The 18,637-nt window shown below is 74.7% G+C and carries 19 protein-coding genes, 1 other RNA gene and 1 pseudogene; 8 read left to right on the forward strand and 13 right to left on the reverse strand.

Annotated elements, in window-relative coordinates; translation table 11 throughout:
* The 4 genes from PV342_RS08680 to PV342_RS08695 are packed head-to-tail and all read right to left on the reverse strand — an operon-like array spanning position 1 to position 3,534.
* On the reverse strand, positions 1-615 hold the full coding sequence (locus PV342_RS08680) for a response regulator (RefSeq protein WP_360999011.1): 615 nt from the start codon (positions 613-615) through the stop codon (positions 1-3).
* Entirely contained in the window at positions 612-1,820 is a 1,209-nt protein-coding gene (locus PV342_RS08685) for a sensor histidine kinase (protein WP_500316422.1), read from the reverse strand. Before PV342_RS08685 ends, PV342_RS08680 begins: the two co-directional genes overlap by 4 nt.
* Before the next feature lie 38 nt (positions 1,821-1,858).
* Positions 1,859-2,590, reverse strand: coding sequence for an ABC transporter permease (locus tag PV342_RS08690; RefSeq protein WP_386993526.1), 732 nt, complete (start codon positions 2,588-2,590; stop codon positions 1,859-1,861).
* Complete coding sequence (locus PV342_RS08695) at positions 2,590-3,534, reverse strand: ABC transporter ATP-binding protein (protein WP_386993525.1); 945 nt, start codon at positions 3,532-3,534, stop codon at positions 2,590-2,592. Before PV342_RS08695 ends, PV342_RS08690 begins: the two co-directional genes overlap by 1 nt.
* Before the next feature lie 275 nt (positions 3,535-3,809).
* On the opposite strand from PV342_RS08695, the pseudogene PV342_RS08700 reads away from it, so the two are divergent.
* Positions 3,810-4,656, forward strand: a pseudogene (locus tag PV342_RS08700) (SDR family oxidoreductase); the annotation flags it as partial.
* 17 nt (positions 4,657-4,673) lie between these two features.
* On the opposite strand, the gene PV342_RS08705 reads toward PV342_RS08700, so the two are convergent.
* Positions 4,674-4,850 (reverse strand): hypothetical protein, encoded by a 177-nt coding sequence (locus PV342_RS08705; protein ID WP_360999006.1) that lies wholly within the window; start codon positions 4,848-4,850, stop codon positions 4,674-4,676.
* Positions 4,851-4,910: 60 nt separating this feature from the next.
* On the reverse strand, positions 4,911-6,041 hold the full coding sequence (locus PV342_RS08710; RefSeq protein ID WP_400802113.1) for a hypothetical protein: 1,131 nt from the start codon (positions 6,039-6,041) through the stop codon (positions 4,911-4,913).
* A gap of 180 nt (positions 6,042-6,221) precedes the next feature.
* Here PV342_RS08710 and PV342_RS08715 point away from each other — a divergent pair, with 180 nt between their 5' ends.
* Genes PV342_RS08715 through PV342_RS08725 form a run of 3 tightly spaced genes read left to right on the forward strand, consistent with a single transcriptional unit; the run spans position 6,222 to position 8,982 of the window.
* Positions 6,222-7,085, forward strand: a complete 864-nt coding sequence (locus PV342_RS08715) for a Nif3-like dinuclear metal center hexameric protein (protein ID WP_018556865.1) — start codon at positions 6,222-6,224, stop codon at positions 7,083-7,085.
* Positions 7,082-7,825, forward strand: a complete 744-nt coding sequence (locus PV342_RS08720; RefSeq protein WP_386993753.1) for a zinc ribbon domain-containing protein — start codon at positions 7,082-7,084, stop codon at positions 7,823-7,825. The genes PV342_RS08715 and PV342_RS08720 overlap by 4 nt, the downstream gene beginning before the upstream one ends.
* Positions 7,825-8,982, forward strand: coding sequence for a bifunctional RNase H/acid phosphatase (locus PV342_RS08725; protein WP_500316424.1), 1,158 nt, complete (start codon positions 7,825-7,827; stop codon positions 8,980-8,982). Before PV342_RS08720 ends, PV342_RS08725 begins: the two co-directional genes overlap by 1 nt.
* Here the strand turns inward: PV342_RS08725 and eda are convergent.
* Together eda and yaaA are read right to left on the reverse strand one after the other, a co-directional pair.
* Positions 8,968-9,636, reverse strand: a complete 669-nt coding sequence (gene eda, locus PV342_RS08730) for a bifunctional 4-hydroxy-2-oxoglutarate aldolase/2-dehydro-3-deoxy-phosphogluconate aldolase (protein WP_386993521.1) — start codon at positions 9,634-9,636, stop codon at positions 8,968-8,970. The genes PV342_RS08725 and eda overlap by 15 nt on opposite strands.
* A gap of 251 nt (positions 9,637-9,887) precedes the next feature.
* A complete protein-coding gene (gene yaaA, locus PV342_RS08735; RefSeq protein ID WP_018556869.1) occupies positions 9,888-10,670 on the reverse strand; it encodes a peroxide stress protein YaaA in 783 nt (260 codons plus the stop codon).
* A gap of 65 nt (positions 10,671-10,735) precedes the next feature.
* Between yaaA and PV342_RS08740 the strand changes: the two genes are divergently transcribed.
* On the forward strand, positions 10,736-12,181 hold the full coding sequence (locus PV342_RS08740; RefSeq protein ID WP_500316427.1) for an RNB domain-containing ribonuclease: 1,446 nt from the start codon (positions 10,736-10,738) through the stop codon (positions 12,179-12,181).
* Between the two features lie 29 nt (positions 12,182-12,210).
* An RNA gene (gene rnpB / locus PV342_RS08745) (RNase P RNA component class A) lies at positions 12,211-12,611 on the forward strand.
* Positions 12,612-12,613: 2 nt separating this feature from the next.
* On the opposite strand, the gene PV342_RS08750 is transcribed toward rnpB, so the two are convergent.
* Entirely contained in the window at positions 12,614-12,910 is a 297-nt protein-coding gene (locus PV342_RS08750) for a hypothetical protein (RefSeq protein WP_400802105.1), read from the reverse strand.
* Here PV342_RS08750 and PV342_RS08755 point away from each other — a divergent pair.
* A complete protein-coding gene (locus PV342_RS08755) occupies positions 12,894-13,244 on the forward strand; it encodes a hypothetical protein (RefSeq protein WP_500316428.1) in 351 nt (116 codons plus the stop codon). The two genes, PV342_RS08750 and PV342_RS08755, sit on opposite strands and share 17 nt — an antisense overlap.
* Before the next feature lies 1 nt (position 13,245).
* Here the strand turns inward: PV342_RS08755 and PV342_RS08760 are convergent, their stop codons facing one another.
* From PV342_RS08760 to PV342_RS08775, 4 genes are all read right to left on the reverse strand, one after another.
* Positions 13,246-14,445, reverse strand: a complete 1,200-nt coding sequence (locus PV342_RS08760) for an acyltransferase family protein (RefSeq protein ID WP_500316430.1) — start codon at positions 14,443-14,445, stop codon at positions 13,246-13,248.
* Positions 14,446-14,474: 29 nt separating this feature from the next.
* Entirely contained in the window at positions 14,475-16,592 is a 2,118-nt protein-coding gene (locus tag PV342_RS08765; RefSeq protein ID WP_400802099.1) for a bifunctional polysaccharide deacetylase/glycosyltransferase family 2 protein, read from the reverse strand.
* Positions 16,589-17,236 (reverse strand): hypothetical protein, encoded by a 648-nt coding sequence (locus PV342_RS08770; RefSeq protein WP_500316432.1) that lies wholly within the window; start codon positions 17,234-17,236, stop codon positions 16,589-16,591. The genes PV342_RS08765 and PV342_RS08770 overlap by 4 nt, the downstream gene beginning before the upstream one ends.
* Positions 17,237-17,397: 161 nt before the next feature.
* Positions 17,398-18,174: an SDR family oxidoreductase gene (locus PV342_RS08775; protein ID WP_386988811.1), complete on the reverse strand. Its 777-nt coding sequence runs from the start codon at positions 18,172-18,174 to the stop codon at positions 17,398-17,400.
* Positions 18,175-18,208: 34 nt separating this feature from the next.
* On the opposite strand from PV342_RS08775, the gene PV342_RS08780 reads away from it, so the two are divergent.
* Positions 18,209-18,523, forward strand: a complete 315-nt coding sequence (locus PV342_RS08780; protein ID WP_360998988.1) for a 4a-hydroxytetrahydrobiopterin dehydratase — start codon at positions 18,209-18,211, stop codon at positions 18,521-18,523.
* Positions 18,524-18,637: the final 114 nt, after the last annotated feature.

Genomic DNA, 18,637 nt, shown 5'->3' on the forward strand with positions numbered 1-18,637 from the left:
TCAGAGCCAGCCGTTGTGGCGGGCGGTGCGGACCGCCTCCGTGCGGTTGCGGGTGCCGGTCTTCCCGATGGCCGACGACAAATGGTTGCGCACCGTCGACTCCGACAGGTGCACACGTGCCGCGATGTCCGCCACGGTCGCGCCGTCCGCCGCCGCGTTGAGCACGTCCTGCTCGCGCGGCGTCAGCGGGCTGGGCCCGGTGCTGAGCGCGGCGGCGGCCAGGGCGGGGTCGATGACGCGGTGCCCGTCGAGGACGCGCCGGATCGCGGCGGCGAGGTCCTCGACGGGGCCGTCCTTGACCAGGAAGCCGCGGGCCCCGGCCTCCATGGCGCGGCGCAGGTAGCCGGGGCGGCCGAACGTCGTCAGGATGAGTACCTTGCACTCCGGGAGGCGCTCGCGCAGCTCCGCCGCGGCGTCGAGGCCGCTGCGCCCGGGGAGCTCGATGTCGAGCAGCGCGACGTCGGGCCGGGCCTCCAGCGCCGCGGCGACGATCTCGTCGCCCGCCGAGACCTGCGCGACGACGTCGATGTCGTCCTCCAGGTTCAGCAGCAGGGAGAGCGCCCCGCGCATCATGCCCTGGTCCTCGGCCAGCAGGACCTTGATGGCGCCGCTCATGCGGTCTGCTCCTCCTCCACCGGCAGTTCGGCGACCACGCGGAACCCGCCCCGCGGGCCGGGGCCCGTGCCGAGGGAGCCGCCGGCGGCGGCGAGCCGTTCGGTGAGTCCCTTCAGCCCCGAGCCCGAGCCCGGGTCCGATCCGGGCACCGAGCCTACGCCGCGGCCGTCGTCCGTGATCCGCAGGCGTACGAGCCCGCCGGTGCCGGCGAGCTCGATGGCACAGCTGGTCGCCCCGCTGTGCCGTACGACGTTGGTCACCCCCTCCCGCACCACCCAGCCGAGGAGGGCCTCGGTCTGCGAGGGCAGCGGCGGGCCGGACTCCTTGACGAGGGCCTCGATCCCGGCGGCCGCCAGGGCCGAGCGGGCGCGGTCCAGCTCGGTTGACAGGCTCCCCTCGCGGTATCCGGTGACGGCCTCCCGGATCTCGGTGAGCGCCTGGCGTCCGACCGCCTCGATGTCGGCGACCTGGGAGAGGGCGGCGTCCAGGTCGCGCGGGGCGAGCCGGCGGGCGGCCTCCGCCTTGACGACGACCACGGACAGGGTGTGCCCGAGCAGGTCGTGCAGGTCGCGGGAGAACCGCAGCCGCTCCTCCGCGACGGCGTTGCGGGCGAGTTCCTGCCGGGTGGCGCGCAGTTGGGTCACCGCGTCGAAGAGGGTGAGCATGGCCGCGGTCACCAGGCCCGAGATGAGGCTGCCGTACCCGATGGACACGCCCTCCCAGATGTCACCGCTGCGCAGTCCGGAGACGATTCCGGCGGACACCGCGAGGGCGACGAGGACCGGACCCATCCGCCGGCCGCGCACCACGATCCCGACGGCCAGCGACAGCAGCGGGAAGAACACCAGCCAGCTGCCGCCGTAGCCGATGGCGAGGGCGTAGGTGACGGCGGCCAGCGCGAGGAGGTAGCGCCGGGGCACCTTGCCGCGGGCGGTGCGCGGGTCGAAGGAGGTGAAGACCACGCCGATGTAGAGGGAGTTGAAGGCCAGCAGGCCGAGGCCGCCGAGCCAGGGGTTGGCGGCCTTGCCCTGCAGGAGGTGGGACAGGGCGCCCACGCCCATCAGCAGCCAGGGCAGGAAGGTGAAGCGGGTGGGGGGCTTGAGGTCCTCGATCTCCTGGGAGAAGGACCGGGTCACCCGCAGCTGCCGCCACCCGTGCCGGATGCGCGCCGGCAGCGGGGGCCGTGATCGCGTCGTGGTCGCCATGGCCGTCGTCTCCTTCTCCTGCGCTGTGCGGGCGGGACTCACGGGGTGCGTGCCGAGCGGCGGTAGGCGTAGACGGCGTACGCGCCGAACAGGGCCGTCCACGCGGCGAGCACCGCGACGGTACCCGCCCGGGGGAGCGCGCCGTCCGCGATGCTCCAGCCGAGCTGCCCGAAGCGGTGGGACGGGGTCCACTCGGAGACCGCCCGCAGCCAGCCGGGGAAGACGGCCGAGGGGATCCACAGCCCGCCGACGACGGACAGGCCCAGGTTGCAGGCCATGTTCACCACGCCGGTGGTCTGCCCGGACAGCCGGTAGCCGTTGCCGAGGCCGAGCAGGGTGAAGGGGGCGGTGCCGACCCACAGCAGCCCGCCGACGGCGGCCCACTGCCAGGGCTCCAGTGCGACGCCGTTGACGAGGCCGCCGGCCAGCAGGACGGCCAGGATGGCGGGCAGCACGGTGACCGAGCCGCTGATGCAGCGGCCGGTGACGACCAGCAGCGGCGACATGGGGGTGATCCGCAGCTGGCGGAGCCAGCCGAGGCCCTTGTCCTCGGCGACGCTCGACCCGGTGGACACCGCCGAGCCCAGGGCGCCGTACGCGGCCATGCCGATCATGGCGGCCAGCGAGGCGGCCTTGTCCTCCTCCGAGCCGGAGACCCCGAGGTTGGTGAAGAGCAGGTACATCATGACGGGCATGCCGACGCCGAAGATCACGAATCCGGCGTCGCGCAGGGTGCGGCGGATCTCCAGCGAGACGTAGGCGAGCAGCATCAGACCTTCTCCTCGGCGAGGGCGATGGTGTCTTCGGCGGTGATGGGGGCGTCGTCCTGCGCGGCGGACCGCGCGGTGAGGGAGAGGAACGCGTCCTCCAGGCTGGCGGCGGTCACCGTCAGGCCGCGGACCAGGCCGCGGCCGGCGAGGGCGAGGACGGTGGCGTCGGAGTCCGCGGAGCGCAGCAGCGCGCGGTCGCCGCGGACCTCGACGGACACCACCCCGGGCAGCTGCCGCAGGCCCTCGGTGGGGGTCCCGGCCAGGTCGAAGGAGACGAGGTTGCCGCCGACCGCGCGCTTGATGCGCTCGCCGCTGTCGTCGGCGACGACACGGCCGCGGTCGATGACGACGATGCGGTCGGCGTTCTCGTCCGCCTCCTCCAGGTAGTGGGTGGAGAACAGCACGGTGTTGCCGCGGGCCGCGTAGGCCCGCATCGAGTCCCAGAAGGCGCGCCGGGCCTCGACGTCGAGGGCGGCGGTGGGCTCGTCCAGCACGATGAGCTCGGGGTTGCCGGCCAGGGCCACGGCGAAGCGGACCCGCTGCGCCTGGCCGCCGGAGAGCCGGTCGGCCCGGCGGCCGGCGACCTCGGTGAGGCCGGCCAGCTCCAGGGCCTCGGCGACGGGCAGCGGGGAAGGGTAGGTGCGCGCCACGAAGGTGATCAGTTCGCGCACGGTCACGCGGGGGATCGGCCGGCCGTCCTGCAGCATCGCGCCGACCCGGCCCGCGCGGACCGCGGTGTGCGGGGTGCCGCCGAAGAGCCGGACCTCGCCCTCGTCGGGCTCGTTGAGCCCGAGCAGCAGGCTGATCGCGGTGGACTTGCCCGCGCCGTTGCGGCCGAGCAGGGCGACGGACTCCCCCCGCCGGATCGCCAGGTCGACGCCGTCCACCGCGCGTACCGCGCCGAACGCCTTGACGGCCCTGGTGAAACTCACTGTCGTCGTCATGTCACCGACACTACGACCGGGGGCCACCGCGGGGTCAGTGGGGAATGTACGGACCCGGGCAGGACAAATGTCACTGGCGGAAGGTTATTTTGACGACGCGTCAGCTATTCCCGGGGCCGGGGCGATACGTTATGCATGGGCTGGCTAGAACACGTTCTACTGCACGCCCTGGCGGGGCCGACGGTGCGGACGGCCGCGCCAGGGCCCACCGCGCAGCGAAGGAGCCGCCGGACATGCCGATCGACGTCGTCGCCGCCACCTCGGCCGAACCCCGCAGCGCCGAACTCGTCCGGGACTACGGGCAGCCCGGCCGCGACGGCTCCGGCGAGGCGTCGGCGAGCCCCGCGGACGAGGTCGTCGCCGAGATCACCGCAGCCGGCGGCCACGCGGCGCACCACGGGGACGTCGCCGACTGCGACCAGGCGCGGGACCTGGTGCGGCTCGCGGTCGCCACGTACGGGGCGCTCGACGTCCTGGTCAACAACGCCCGCATCCTGCGGGACCGGATGGTCTTCTCGATGGCCGAGGACGAGTGGGACTCCGTCGTCCGGGTCCATCTGAGGGGCCACTTCGCCACCACCCGGTTCGCCGCCGCCCACTGGCGCGAGCGCGCCAGGACCACGGACGCCCCCGGTCTACGGCCGGATCGTCAACACCTCGTCCGAGGCGTTCCTCGCCGGCTCGGCCGGCCGGCCCCACTACGAGGCCGCCAAGGGCGGCATCGTCGGCCTCACCTCGTCGACGGCCGCGGCCCTCGGCAGGTACGGCGTACGCGTCAACGCCATCTGCCCCCGGGCGCGCACGCGGATGACCGAGGACGTCTTCGCGGGCCTCGGCCGGCCCGGGGACGGACCGGACCCGCTGGGGGTGGAGCATGTCGCCCCGCTCGTCGGCTACCTGTCGTCACCGGCGGCCGACCGGATCACCGGCCAGTTGTTCGTCGTGCACGGCGGGATGGTGGCGGTGATGGACCGCCCCCGTGTCGCGGCGAAGTTCGACACCGCCAAGGAGGCGTTCACCCACGACGAGCTGGACGACCTGCTCACCCCGTACTGGGCGGGCCGTGACCCCGGTGACACCTTCGCCGCCACCGACGTCCAGGCCCTGCGCCACGAGGGCTGAAACGGGCCCGGGGCCCGTCAGACCTCCATGGCGGGGGGCCCGGAGGGGCGGCGGTGGCGGCCGTGCGGCGCCTCGACCACCTGGGCGTTCTCTTGGGCGGAAGCCGTACCGCGGTGGCGGCCGGCGTGCGGGCCCTCGGCGTTACCGTCCTCGAGGCGGGCCTCGGCGGCGGTGTCGTGTCGGGCATCGGACATGGGAAGACTCTCCGTCGACTAGCTTGCAGGGTGCGCGGAACGCCGCAGGAGTTTACCGATTCAAGATCCCGTGGCCAGCGGCGCCTTCTGCAACGGGAGCACGGGGCTCGTCCTTCCCCCGTCCGGGACGGCCGGGGGAGCGCCCTCCGCCGCGCTCCCCGCCGGGGACGGCGAGGACACCGCGGCCGGCGCCTCGTACTCCACCGTGCCGCACGGGCAGTGCGCGCAGGCGTACGGCAGACGCAGCACCCCCCGGGCCGACCACAGGCCCGCCCCCGCCAGCCATCCCTCGGGCGCGGACAGCCAGGTGGCGCGGCGTTCCCCGGGCCGCCAGACCGCCAGCGACGTGCCGTGCGGTCCGTCCGCGCGCAGCGCCACGGCGCACGCCTCGGGCATCAGCACCTGGCCGGGCTGGGCCGCGAACGGGGTGAGCACCGCGTCCGGGACGCGCAGGCACTCGGCGAACCGCATCGGCCGGCGACTGCCCAGCACGCCCCAGCCGATCCGGTCCTCGCCGGTGGCGTCGCTGCGCACTATCAGCAGCCCGCTGTCCGGCTCCGCGAGCAGCAGCCGGTCGTTGCTCGCCTCGGTGATCTGCAGCAGCGGGCTGACCGTCCCGGCCCGCTCCAGGTCGACGGCGACCGTCTTGACCGTCCCCTCCGCCTCGCGGTCCAGCGCGAGCAGACGTCCGGCCCGGTCCAGCCACGCGCCGCCCCCGCAGCGGCCCGGGACCTCCGCGAGCCGGCGCGGCCGCAGATCCCGGTCGTCGTGGACGAGCCACACCGCGGACACCTCGCGTGCCGGGTCGTAGGTGAGGGCGTACACCTCGCCGGAGGCGACCGGAGGCAGCAGCCGCGCCTCCGCCTCCCCGCCCGGCAGCGAGCCGATGAGCTGTTCGCCGGTGCCGGGACCGGTCGGGTAGAGCAGGGCGAGGTCGAACCGGTCGGCGACCCGGCGGCGGATCAGCACGCGGCCGTCGGGCAGCGGCATGACCTCGGAGCACCGTTCCTCGGGCTGGTTGCCGGGCAGCGGCACGGTGTACGGCTCGGGCCCGCCGAGCGTCCAGCGCTCGGGGTACCAGCCGTCGTCCCCCTCGGGTCCCTGAGCCAGGCAGGCGGCGTAGGAGCCGTCCGCGGCGATCGTGAACCCGGCCCGTCGCACGGTGGTGGTCTCGGTGGCGCAGGCTGTCATGGTGTGGCTCACCTCCGGGCCACGACGCTAGTTTTCGCACGCCCGGGCGTCCGACACGAGTTGGTGGTCTTCACACGTAAGGGTGGCGCTCGTCCCGTTCCGTCGGACTTCGGATGCTCGGTGTGCTCATGACCAGCCCGGGATTCCGGCCGCCCGGCACCGGCGCGGTAACCTCGACCCGTGCCGAAACTGTCCGACGTCATCGCCGCCCTCGAAGCCCTCTGGCCCCCGGCGTGGGCCGAGCAGTGGGACGCCGTCGGGCTCGTGTGCGGGGACCCGGACGCCGAGGTCGGCCGGGTGCTGTTCGCCGTCGACCCGGTCCGGGAGGTCGTCGACGAGGCGATCGCCACCGGCGCCGACCTGCTGGTCACGCACCACCCCCTCTACCTGCGCGGGACGACGACGGTCGCGGCGACCGGCTTCAAGGGCCGCGTCGTGCACACCCTGATCAGGAACGGCATCGCGCTGCACGTGGCGCACACCAACGCCGACCGGGCCGACCCCGGGGTCTCCGACGCCCTCGCCGAGGCCGTCGGCCTGCGCGTCACCGGCCCCCTCGTGCCCGACCCGGCCGACCCGGCCGGACGCCGCGGCCTCGGCCGCATCGGTGAGCTGCCCGAGCCGATGACACTGGCGGACTTCGCCCGCCGGGCGGCGGCCGGCCTGCCGGCCACCGCGACCGGGCTGCGTGTCGCGGGCGACCCCGAGCGGCAGGTCCGCACCGTCGCGGTGTGCGGCGGCTCCGGCGACAGCCTCTTCGACGACGTACGCAGGGCCGGGGTGGACGTCTACCTCACCGCCGACCTGCGCCACCACCCGGCGTCCGAGGCGCGGCAGGCGGGTCCGCCGGCACTCGTCGACGCCGCCCACTGGGCCACCGAGTGGCCCTGGTGCGAGCAGGCCGCGCGCCGGCTCGACGAGGTCTCCGAACGGCACGGCTGGGCGCTGCGCACCTATGTGTCACGCGCCGTCACCGACCCGTGGACGGCCCACGCCCAGGCACTTCCCCTTGACGAACCCACGACCTCAGGAGCCCCCCGCTGAAAGCCGCGCCCGCAGACCAGATCCGACTGCTCGAGGTCCAGGCCCTCGACTCGCGCCTCGCGCAGTTGGAACACAAGCGCAAGAACCTCCCCGAGCACGCGGAGATCGAGCGCCTCGGCTCCGACGTGACCCAGCTGCGCGACCTGCTGGTCGCCGCCCAGACCGAGGAGAGCGACACCGCCCGCGAGCAGACCAAGGCCGAGCAGGACGTGGACCAGGTGCGCAAGCGCGCCGTCCGCGACCAGGAGCGGCTGGACTCCGGCGCGGTCTCCTCCCCCAAGGACCTGGAGAACCTGCAGCGCGAGATCACCTCGCTCGCCAAACGGCAGAGCGACCTCGAGGACGTCGTCCTGGAGGTCATGGAACGCCGTGAGGGCCTGCAGGAGCGGGTCCAGGAGCTGACCGGCCGCCTGGAGTCCGTGCAGGCCAAGGCGGGCGAGTCCGAGGAGCGCCGCAGCACCGTGCTGCGGGAGATCGACGCCGAGGGCTCCACGGTCGTCAAGGAGCGCGAGATCATCGCCGGTTCGGTGCCCGCCGACCTGATGAAGCTCTACGACAAGCTGCGCGGCCAGTCCGGCGGCGTCGGCGCCGCCCGGCTCTACCAGAAGCGCTGCGAGGGCTGCCGGCTGGAGCTGAACATCACGGAGCTCAACGAGGTGCGGGCGGCCGCCGCCGACGAGGTCGTGCGCTGCGAGAACTGCCGCCGCATCCTCGTCCGCACCCCCGAGTCGGGCCTGTAATGGCCCGTACGTTGGTGGTGGAGGCCGACGGCGGGTCCCGGGGCAACCCGGGACCGGCCGGGTACGGCGCCGTCGTCTGCGACGGCGCCACGGGCGAAGTGCTCGCCGAGGCCGCCGAGTTCATCGGCACGCACACCAACAACGTCGCCGAGTACCGGGGCCTGATCGCCGGGCTGCGTGCCGCGCACGCGATCGACCCGCAGGCCCGGGTGCGGGTGCGCATGGACTCCAAGCTGGTCGTCGAGCAGATGTCCGGCCGCTGGAAGATCAAGCACCCGGACATGCGGCCGCTGGCCGCCGAGGCGAAGACGGTCCTGCCGGCGGAGCAGGTCAGCTACGAGTGGATCCCGCGCGAGAAGAACAAGCACGCCGACCGGCTCGCCAACGAGGCGATGGACGCGGGCAAGCGCGGCAAGCAGTGGGAACCCCGCCGCTCCTCCTCCGCGGCGGACGCCTCGCCTGCCGCCGTCGCCACCGAACCCGCGGACGAGGCCCCCAAGGCCCCGCCCGCCGACTGGGCCGCGGCGGCCGACCTCGGCACGCCCACCACGTTCGTCCTGCTGCGCCACGGGGAGACCCCGCTCACGGCGGAGAAGCGCTTCTCCGGCAGCGGGGGCGACGACCCGGAACTCTCCGAGAAGGGCCGCTGGCAGGCCCAGCGCGTCGCCGACTCCCTCGCCGCCCGCGGCACCGTCCAGGCCGTCGTCACCTCGCCGCTGGCCCGCTGCCGGCAGACCGCGCAGACCGTCGCGGACCGGCTCGGCCTCGACCTGCGCGTCGACGAAGGGCTGCGCGAGACCGACTTCGGCGCGTGGGAGGGGCTGACCTTCGCCGAGGTGAAGGAACGCCACCCGGCCGAACTCGACGCCTGGCTCGGCTCCGCGAAGACCGCCCCGCCCGGCGGGGAGAGCTTCGCCGCCGTCGCCCGCCGGGTCTCCCTGACCCGGGACAAGCTCATCGCCCGCTACGCCGGGCGCACGGTGCTGGTGGTCACCCACGTCACGCCGATCAAGACCCTGGTCCGGCTCGCCCTGGGGGCCCCGCCGGAGTCGCTGTTCCGGATGGAGCTGTCGGCGGCGGCGCTGTCGGCGGTGGCGTACTACGGGGACGGGAACGCGTCGCTGAGGCTGCTCAACGACACGTCACACCTGCGCTGACGGCGGCGCCGGCGCGCGCAGTCCGGCCGCCTCGCGGGCGAGGTGCTCCACCCGGTCCCAGTCGCGGTCCCGCAGGGCGTCCTGCGGGACCATCCAACTGCCGCCCACACAGGCGACGTTCGGCAGGGCGAGGTAGGCCGGAGCGCGGGCCGCGTCGATACCGCCGGTCGGGCAGAACCGGATCTCCGGCAGCGGGGCGGCCAGCGCCTTGAGGTACGCCGTGCCGCCGGCCGCCTCCGCGGGGAAGAACTTCAGCTCCCGCACACCGCGTTCGGCCAGGGCGACAACCTCGGAGGCGGTCGACACTCCGGGCAGGAACGGCAGCCCGGACGCGGTCATCGCGTCCAGCAGGCCCTCCGTCCACCCCGGGCTCACCAGGAACCGCGCCCCCGCCCGCGCCGCCGCCCCCACCTGCTCCGCCCGCACCAAGGTCCCGGCCCCCACGACCGCCTCCGGCACCTCGCGGGCCGCCGCGGCGATCGCCTCCAGCGCGGCGGGCGTCCGCAGCGTGATCTCCACCGCGGTCAACCCCCCGCGGGCCAGGGCGCGGACGAGCGGGGGCGCGTCGGCGGGGTCGTCCAGCGTGAGCACGGGGATGACGGGGGCGTTGGCGGGGGAGGGGGCGCCGGGGGCGCCGGGGGTGAGGCTCAGCACGGTGGCATCGTGCCGGGCGGCTGCGGTCTCCGCAACGGGCGTTGCACCTTGCGCAACGGTGCGCCTTGCGGCGCGGTTGCTCGTGTGCGGGTTGTTTGCGCCTGCGGCGGGCATCCCCCGCCCTCCCGCCCGATTGCCCCGGATGGTTGGTGCGGGGCTCGCGCGTGCGTGGTGGGCCGGCGCAGCCGCCCGCAGGCGCGAACGACCCGCACACGACAACGGACCGCAACCACAACCACCCCGCACAAAACTCAGTGGACGTCGGTCACCAGAACGTCGAGCCGCCCCGGCGCAGCCACCTCCACCGTGAAGCCCAGATCCCGCAGGGCCGCGACCAGCGCGTCGGGGTTCTCGGGGCGCGCCCCGGACTCCAGGAGGGCCCGCACGATCCGCCCCTTCGTCGCCTTGTTGAAGTGGCTGACGACCTTCCGCGTCTCCGCCTGCACCACCCGCACCGTCGCCGTCCGCCCGGCCAGCGCGCTGCGCGGCGCCGGCTTCCACGCCGCCCCGTACGCCGACGACCGCAGGTCGAGCAGCAGGCCGCCGCCCGCGGCCTCGGCCGCGTCCGGGAGGGCCTCGGCGAGGTGCGTGCGCCAGTACGCGGCGAGCGACCCGAGCGCGGGCAGCTTCACACCCATCGAGCAGCGGTACGCGGGGATCGCGTCGCGGATGCCGACCGCGCCCCACAGCCCGGAGAAGACCAGCAGCGACCGGGCCGCCCGGCGGCGGGCGGCGGCGTCCAGCGTGTCCAGGCCGAGCGCGTCGTAGAGCACGCCGGTGTAGATCTCGCCGGCCGGCCGGGTCCGCGCGTCGCGCAGCCCCGCGTTGCGGGCGATCTCGCCGCGCAGCCCGGGGCTGAGCCCGAGCACGTCCGCCGCCTTGTCTTCGTCGCCGCCCGCGCAGAGCCCGACGAGCTCGTCCAGCACCGTCGCGCGGGCCGTGGTGAGCCCGGGCAGGGAGAGGGAGCCCAGGTCGACGGCGGGGCCCGTGCCGTCGGTTGCCTTGCCCTCGGACGGCGGTAGCAGGACGAGCACTGTGGTTCTCCTTCGCGTTTCCCCGGTGCAGTGCAGCCTACGACCGTGCGACTTAGGCTCGCTCCATGCCTCGTCGTCCCCTCCGCGTCACCACCGCCGACGGAGCCCGGTTGCGGTCCGCGCTCGACGTGCTCCGCACGGAGCTGCAGGTGCGGCGGGACTTCCCGGCGGGCGTGCTCGCCGAGGCCGAGGAGGCCGCGCGCGACCCCCGGCTGCCGGGGTACGACGCCACCGACGTGCCGTTCTTCACCGTCGACCCGCCCGGGTCGCTCGACCTGGACCAGGCGATGCACCTCGCGGTCCGCGAGGGGGGCCGCGGCTACCGGGTGTCGTACGCGATCGCCGACGCCGCGGCCTTCGTCGCACCCGGCGGCGCGCTGGACGCCGAGGCGCACCGGCGTGTGCAGACCCTGTACTTCCCCGACGTCCGGGTGCCGCTGCACCCGACGGTGCTGGGTGAGGGGGCGGCCAGCCTGCTGCCCGGACAGGACCGGCCCGCCGTGCTGTGGCGGATGGACCTCGACGCGGACGGGGTGGTCACCGACGTCGACGTCCGCCGTGCGCTCGTCCGCAGCCGCGCCCGGCTCGACTACGCGGGTGTGCAGCACGCGATCGACGCCGGTACCGCCGAGGAGCCGGTGGCCCTGCTGCGGGCCGTCGGCCTGCTGCGCGAGGCGCAGGAGCGGGCCCGCGGCGGCATCTCCCTCAACGTGCCCGAGCAGGAGGTCGTGGAGCTCGACGGCGGATACGCGCTGCGGTACCGGGCGCCGCTCCCCGTCGAGGCCTGGAACGCCCAGATCTCCCTGCTCACCGGCATGGTCGCGGCCGGCGTCATGCTCCGTTCCGGCACCGGCATCCTCCGTACGCTCCCGCTGGCCCCGCACGGGGAGGTGGCGAGGCTGCGCAGGGTCGCCGCGGCGCTGCGCATCGACTGGCCGCACATGACCTCCTACGCCGAGCTCGTCCGCACCCTGGACCCGCAGCGCACCACGCACGCGGCCTTCCTCCACGAGGCCACCAGCCTGTTCCGCGGCGCCGACTACACGCCCTTCTGGCCCGGTCACCCCGCCGAGCCGGCCGTGCACGCCGCCGTCGCCGAGGCGTACACGCACTGCACGGCGCCCCTGCGCCGCCTCGTCGACCGCTACGCCGCCGAGTTCTGCCTCGCCGCGGTGGCCGGCCAGGAGCCGCCGGAGTGGGTCGAGGCGGCCTTCCGCGAGCTGCCGGGCGCCATGCGCGGCGGCTCGCACTTCGCGGGCACCATCGAGAGCGCCTCCCTCGACCTCGTCGAGGCGGCCCTGCTCAAGGACCGCGTCGGCGAGGTCTTCGACGCGTACGTCATCGACGTGAAGGACTCCGACCCGACCGCCGGGACCGTCCACCTCCGTGACCCGGCCGTCGTCGCCCGGGTCCGCGGCGGCACCGCCCCCCTCCCGCTCGGCGAGCCGCTCGCCGTCCGCCTCACGCGGGCCGACCCCGGTCGCCACACCGTGCTTTTCACCCCGGCGTGATCGGCCGGTAGCATGGTCGCCACGGCAGACGAGCCGAGCGGGCGGCCGCGTCAGGACCCTGGTCCTGCCGAGGAACGTCCGGGCTCCACAAGGCAGGGTGGTGGGTAACGCCCACCCGGGGTGACCCGCGGGACAGTGCCACAGAAAACAGACCGCCGGGGCCGCGAGGCTCCCGGTAAGGGTGAAACGGTGGTGTAAGAGACCACCAGTGCCCAGGGTGACCTGGGCAGCTAGGTAAACCCCACCCGGAGCAAGGTCAAGAGGGACCGTCGCGAGACGGTCCTGCGCGGACGATCGAGGGCTGCCCGCCCGAGTCCGCGGGTAGACCGCACGAGACCGGTGGCAACGCCGGTCCTAGATGGATGGCCGTCGCCCGGCCGGCCGCGAGGCCGACCGGGAACAGAACCCGGCGTACAGCTCGACTCGTCTGCCTCACTCCTCCCCGCCGGTCTCGGCCAGCAGCGCCGCGCACTCCGCGGCCAGCCGTGCCATCCCGTACTCCTCCGCGACCGCGCGGGCCGGGCGCAGCAGGCGTGGGGCCTCGGCGGCGGCGCCCGGACGGCCCGAGGCGCGCAGGGCGCGGGCCTGCCAGAGGCGGAGGCGGGCGAGTTGCGGGGCGGAGGTACGGGCCGGGGTGGCCGCCTGGCGGAAGTGCGCGAGGGCGGTGTCCGGTTCCCCGGCGGCCAGCGCGAGGACTCCGCACGCCTGGGCCGTGGGCGCGATCAGCACCGTGGGCCAGCCGGCGAGGGCGGCGCCGGAGCCGCTGCCCCTGCCCTTCGCCGCTTTCGCCGTCCTCCCCGCCGGGGCGGCGCTGTGGACCCTCTGGCGGCGCTCGGGCCCGCTTCGCCCCGAATGGGCGCAGGGCGGCACCGTCCGGCGGGCGGCCGCGGTCGTGCTCACGGGGACGCTCGTGGCCGTCCCGGCCATCCTGGTGCCCGGCCGGACGGCGGCGACGCTCCTGGTCTGGCTGCTCGGCGGCGCGGCGGGCGTCGTCCTGCTGCTCGGCGGGCGGGACCGGGTGGGGTCCGCTCCCGGTGCGGACGACGTCCGGGCGCCGCGCTGACTCAGCGGGCCCCGGCGGCGCGGCCGCGGGCCCGCCGCCCGCGTTTCCTGCCGCCCGCCGGCCACAGGCGCGGCCGGCGCCGTGAGGCGAGGTCCTCGGTCCAGCCGACCAGCACGACGGCCGCGCCGATGAGCGGCCAGACGGTGAGGAACTGGAACCAGGTCGCGTCGAGCGGGAGATGGGCCTCGAAGAAGGGCACGTCCCACATCAGGTCGATCAGCGGGACGCTGGCGAAGAGCGCGACCTCGTGCCACAGGTAGACCGTGACGGCGCGGGCGTTGAGCAGTCCCACCGCTCCGTCCGCGCCGGGCACCAGGTGCATCCGGCGGGGCCGGAAGCGCAGCAGCAGGAGGACGAAACCGGCCGACCACAGTGCCTGGGCCAGCGGGATCTCGCCGAGGTCGATCCCCTCGTCGGTGGGGTGGGTGTACGCGAACCAGCCGCCCGCGACGAGGCAGAGCGCGGCCGCGGCGACCACCGTGCGGGCCCGCAGGGCGTCCAGCAGGCCGTCGCGGTGCGCGAAGCCGAGCAGCCAGCAGGCCGCGAAGGTGACGAGGTCGACCACCGGAGTGAGGGCCGGCTCGGCGAGCGGCAGCCGGTCGTACTGGGCGAGGACGACGAGTGCGCCGCACGCCGCCAGACACGGCCGCGGCGCCGCCCGGAAGGCCTTGAGCAGCCACGGGGAGAGCAGCACGAGCCACAGGTAGGTGCGGATGTACCAGAGCGGGGCGATGATCTGCTCGGCCCAGGCGGTGCCGGGCGGGTCCGCCAGCGGCAGGATCCACAGCAGCATCCGGCGCCAGGAGTGCGGCCGCCAGCCGTGGAGCAGCATCAGGACGTTCACGGCCGCGGAGAACAGCCAGAAGGGCACCAGCAGACGCCGCAGCCGGCCGCGCACCACGGACAGCGCGGGCCGCTGCAGGGAGTGCGCCGCCAGGGACCCGGCCAGGGCGAACATGATGCCGATGGACGGGAAGACCAGGGTCAGCCAGGCCCAGCCGAAGGTGTGGTAGACGACCACCCGTACCAGCGCGAGGGCGCGCAGCAGGTCGAGGTAGCGGTCACGGCCGCCGCCCCCGCCGCCGCTCCCGGAGGAGCCGGCGGCCGGGGCGGCGCCCCGTGGACCCGGTATGTGCGTCCCGGCGCCGTCGGCGGGCCGGGGCGGGGCCGCCGGGGCTCCCGCCTCGCGTGCTTCGGGCATGGGTCGACTCCTCGGGAGGGTACGGGGGTTCAGACGCGGCCGGCGGTGCCGCTGCCTAAGGTCGGCGCGCCGACCTCGCCGGTGCGCCGCAGCTTGTGCCAGCCCAGCCGGCCGCCGTTGACGGCCGTCACACAGGACTGCAGCAGCACCAGGTACATCAACTGCCGGTACAGCACCTGCTGGAGGGGCAGCGGCCACAGGTCGCGCAGCGGTTCGCCGTCCAGCCGGAAGGCGTACGCCGCGCACGCGGCCTGCACGGCGAGCACGCCCGCCCACGCGAGCGCGGTGCGAAACGGGTCCATGAAGACCAGCCCGTAGATCGCGAACACGTCGATGAGCGGCGCCAGCAGCGGCGCGAGCACCTGGAAGAGGACGACCAGCGGCAGCCCGACCCGGCCGAAGCGCCCGGAGTGCCCGCGGTCCAGGACCGCTCCGCGGTGCTTCCACATCGCCTGCATGGTGCCGTAGCTCCAGCGGTACCGCTGCTTCCACAACTGCCGTACCGAGGACGGCGCCTCGGTCCAGGCGCGGGCGTTCTCCGCGTACACCACGTGCCAGCCGGCCCGGTGCATCGCCATCGTGACGTCCGTGTCCTCGGCGAGGGTCTCGTCGCTCATGCCACCGACGTCGCGCAGCGCGTCCCGCCGGAAGGCGCCGCACGCGCCGGGGATGGTGGGCATGCAGCGCAGCAGGTCGTACATGCGGCGGTCGAGGTTGAAGCCCATCACGTACTCGATGTGCTGCCAGCGCCCGATCATCCGGGTGCGGTTGCCGACCTTGGCGTTGCCGGCGACCGCGCCGACCCGGGGGTCGCCGAAGGGCTGCACCAGTTCGCGGACGGTGGCCGGTTCGAAGACCGTGTCGCCGTCCATCATCACGATGAGGTCGTTCCGGGCGTGCGCCACACCGTTGTTGAGGGCCGCGGGCTTGCCGCTGTTGGGCTGCCGCACGACGGTGACGCCGGGCAGGTCCAGGGCCTCGACGATGTCGGCGGTGCCGTCGGTCGAGCCGTCGTCGACGACCACGATCTCCACGGGGTGGTCGCTCGCGGCGAGGGAGTGCACGGTGTGGGTGATGCACTCCTTCTCGTTGTACGCGGGCACGATGACGCTCACCGGTTCGGTGACCGCCGGCCCCCAGGCGAAGCCGGGTGCCCGCCGCCGTCGCGCGTGCCGGCGCGCCAGCACCAGCATGGCGGCGAACCGGGCCAGGACCAGCAGGCCCACCCCGGCGAGCACGACGGCCAGCGCCGGCACGGCGGCCTCGGAGAGCTCCACCGCGGCGACGAAGACCCGTCCCTTCCACAGTTCCGAGCCGGTGACCTTGCCGTTGGTGGACGTGGCGCCGACCGCTCCGCCCACGGTGTCGAAGCGGTAGCCGCGCTCCTTGAGCAGCGGGATCAGCCGGTCCAGCGCCGCCACGGTCTGCGAGCGGTCGCCGCCGGCGTCGTGCATGAGCACGATCGCGCCCTGGCCCGGTTCCGCCGGCACGGAGGCGTCCACGATCGCCTGCACGCCGGGCCGCCGCCAGTCCTCGGCGTCGCGGTCGATGAAGGCGGTCACGTAGCCCTGCCGGCCGACCCGCTGGACGACCGGCCAGGACAGGTCGTCCAGCGCGTCCGCGGTCGAGGAGTAGGGCGGACGGAACAGGGAGGTGTGGATGCCGGCGGCCCCCGCGAGCGCCAGCTGGGTCTGGGACAGCTCCCGGTCGATCCGCCCCGGCGACTGGTACACCAGGTCGGGGTGGGAGAAGGTGTGCACGCCGATCTCGTGGCCCTCGGCGACCATCCGCCGGATCAGCCCCGGGTGACGGGCGGCCATGCCGCCCGTCACGAAGAAGGTGGCGCGCACGTGCTGCCGCTTGAGCACGTCGAGCACCTCCGGCGTCCAGACCGGATCGGGTCCGTCGTCGAAGGTGAGGGCGATCGTGCGGTCCGGGGTGCGGTACGAGCGGGGCCTGTCGCCGGTGGCGTCGACCACCGGGCCGCCCTCCAGTACCGCCTCCGGCACCTTGTCCGCCGAGACCGGCGGGTGGACCCGGTGGTCGGCCTCGAAGTCGCCGCGTACGTAGCCGCCGAGCAGCAGGACGCACACGAGCATCACGAGGGCGAGCAGGGGTATGACGAGGCGGGGGCGCAGGGCGGTCACTGTCCGCCCTGCGGCTGCTGGTCGACCGGGGCGTCGGAGACACCCGGTGCGGGGGACGCGGAGGCGCTGGGCTGCGCCGAAGGGGAGCCGGACGCGACCGGTTCGGTCGCGGTCGCGCCGGCGGTCGGGGTCGGGGCGGCCGGGCTGCCCGCGGTCGCCCGCGGGGTGCCGGGGACCCCGCCGCCCTTGGCCGGGCGCTTGGTCGCGGAGGCACTGGGACTGGGGGAGGACACGAGGCGGACCGCCCCGGACGGGGACGGCGCGGCCGCCGCCCCCGCCCGGATGAAGCCCGCCGTCGCCGGGGGTGCGGCCTGGTCGGCCGGTTCGTCGAGTTCTCCCGTCCCCGAGGAGCCCGCGTCGTCCGGCGCTGTGCTCGGCACCCCCGGCAGCGGCAGCAGCGTCTTCGGCGCGATCGGCGTCGCGCCGGAGAGGCTGAGCGCCAGCGCCGCCGTGTAGACGGAGCACGCCGCGCCGACCAGCCAGCCGGCCCTGCGTACCGCGCGGGCCCGTCTCCCGCTGGAATCGACGAACACGGGACCGGGCAGCGCTATCAGCTCGGTCTCCGGCTCGGGGGTCCCGGCCTCAAACCCGACTTCGTCTGCGGGTGGTTCTGACCATACGTCGCGGTGGTGCTTGGAGAGCATGCCGCAACGTAACGCGACGCAAGCAGTCCTATGGGACGTATTTCGGACTTGACCATTTTCGGGGGTGAAGTGGTCGAATCCGGCCGTGGGTGGCTGTGGCCGGCCCCCGACTCCGGCCGTGCGCGTGGCCGTTCCCCTCGGCCCTCTCCTCCGCGGTGCCCTCAACCGCGCCCGATGTAGGGCATGTTCGTCGCCATCACCGTCGCGAACTGCACATTCGCCTCCAGCGGGAGCGAGGCCATGTGCGCGACGGTCCGGGCCACGTCGTCGACGTCCATCCGGGGTTCGGTCGTCAGCCGCCCGTCCGCCTGAAGGGTCCCGGCGGCCATCCGCTCCGTCATCTCCGTGGCCGCGTTGCCGATGTCGATCTGGCCGCAGGCGATCCGGTAGGGGCGGCCGTCCAGCGACAGGGACTTCGTCAGCCCGGTGACGGCGTGCTTGGTCGCCGTGTACGGCGCGCTCAGCGGCCGCGGCGCGTGCGCGGAGATCGACCCGTTGTTGATGATCCGCCCGCCCTGCGGCCGCTGCGCGCGCATGGCCCGGAAGGCGGCCTGTGCGCACAGGAACGCCCCGGTCAGGTTGACGTCGACGACGGCACGCCACTGCTCGTACGTCAGCTCGTCCAGCGGAACGGCGGGCGCGCCTGTGCCCGCGTTGTTGAACAGCAGGTCGACGCGGCCGAAGCGGGCGCCCACGGCGGCGAACAGCGCCGCCACCGCCTCCGGGCGGGTGACGTCCGTCGGGATGACCGCGACCGCCTCGTCCGGCAGTCCCTCGGCGGTACGGAGCAGCGCCTCCTCACGCCGGCCGGCCAGGGCCACGGCCCAGCCCGAGGCCGCCAGTTCGCGTGCCACCGCCCGCCCGACGCCGGACCCGGCCCCGGTGACCACCGCGACCCGGAGCGCCGCGCCCGTTCCATTTCCCGCGATCTCAGTCATGGCTCCGCAGGGTATGCGGTGCCACGATGAAACCATGTCACCCTACGCCGAGCCCCTGTCGCACAAGGAGATCGAGGACCGCCTCGCCGAGCTGCCCGGATGGTCCCTCTCCGAGGACGGAATGAGCCTGCGGCGCACATACCGGCTGCCGCACATCCCGGCGGCGGTCCTCGTGATGCACATCGCGCAGATCCAGGACGAGCTGAACCACCACAGTGACCTGACGCTGGGTTACCAGTCGGTCGCCGTCGCCGTCACCACGCACGCGGCGGGCGGCCGGCTCACGGAACGGGACTTCGGGCTGGCCCGGCGCATCGAGGACATCGCCCCGGCCCACGGCGCCGCGTAGCGGCACAGCCCGCGACCGGTGCGGGGCCGCCGGCTCCCACGCCGGTGTGGCGGCGGGCCTCCGCGGTGACCCGGCGGCAGTCCGGGCCGCCCGCGCGGCCCCGCCGCCGTCGGC

It is taken from the genome of Streptomyces sp. PA03-3a, assembly GCF_033792735.1.
Taxonomy (GTDB): Bacteria; Actinomycetota; Actinomycetes; order Streptomycetales; family Streptomycetaceae; genus Actinacidiphila.

Coding starts and splice junctions, on each gene's coding strand:
- PV342_RS08695 (WP_386993525.1), bottom strand. CDS start 3,534: ATGACGACGACAGTGAGTTTCACCAGGGCCGTCAAGGCGTTCGGCGCG.
- PV342_RS08780 (WP_360998988.1), top strand. CDS start 18,209: ATGTCACCCTACGCCGAGCCCCTGTCGCACAAGGAGATCGAGGACCGC.
- PV342_RS08770 (WP_500316432.1), bottom strand. CDS start 17,236: ATGCTCTCCAAGCACCACCGCGACGTATGGTCAGAACCACCCGCAGAC.
- PV342_RS08685 (WP_500316422.1), bottom strand. CDS start 1,820: ATGGCGACCACGACGCGATCACGGCCCCCGCTGCCGGCGCGCATCCGG.
- PV342_RS08690 (WP_386993526.1), bottom strand. CDS start 2,590: ATGCTGCTCGCCTACGTCTCGCTGGAGATCCGCCGCACCCTGCGCGAC.
- PV342_RS08710 (WP_400802113.1), bottom strand. CDS start 6,041: ATGACAGCCTGCGCCACCGAGACCACCACCGTGCGACGGGCCGGGTTC.
- PV342_RS08725 (WP_500316424.1), top strand. CDS start 7,825: ATGGCCCGTACGTTGGTGGTGGAGGCCGACGGCGGGTCCCGGGGCAAC.
- PV342_RS08775 (WP_386988811.1), bottom strand. CDS start 18,174: ATGACTGAGATCGCGGGAAATGGAACGGGCGCGGCGCTCCGGGTCGCG.
- PV342_RS08740 (WP_500316427.1), top strand. CDS start 10,736: ATGCCTCGTCGTCCCCTCCGCGTCACCACCGCCGACGGAGCCCGGTTG.
- PV342_RS08760 (WP_500316430.1), bottom strand. CDS start 14,445: ATGCCCGAAGCACGCGAGGCGGGAGCCCCGGCGGCCCCGCCCCGGCCC.
- PV342_RS08705 (WP_360999006.1), bottom strand. CDS start 4,850: ATGTCCGATGCCCGACACGACACCGCCGCCGAGGCCCGCCTCGAGGAC.
- PV342_RS08680 (WP_360999011.1), bottom strand. CDS start 615: ATGAGCGGCGCCATCAAGGTCCTGCTGGCCGAGGACCAGGGCATGATG.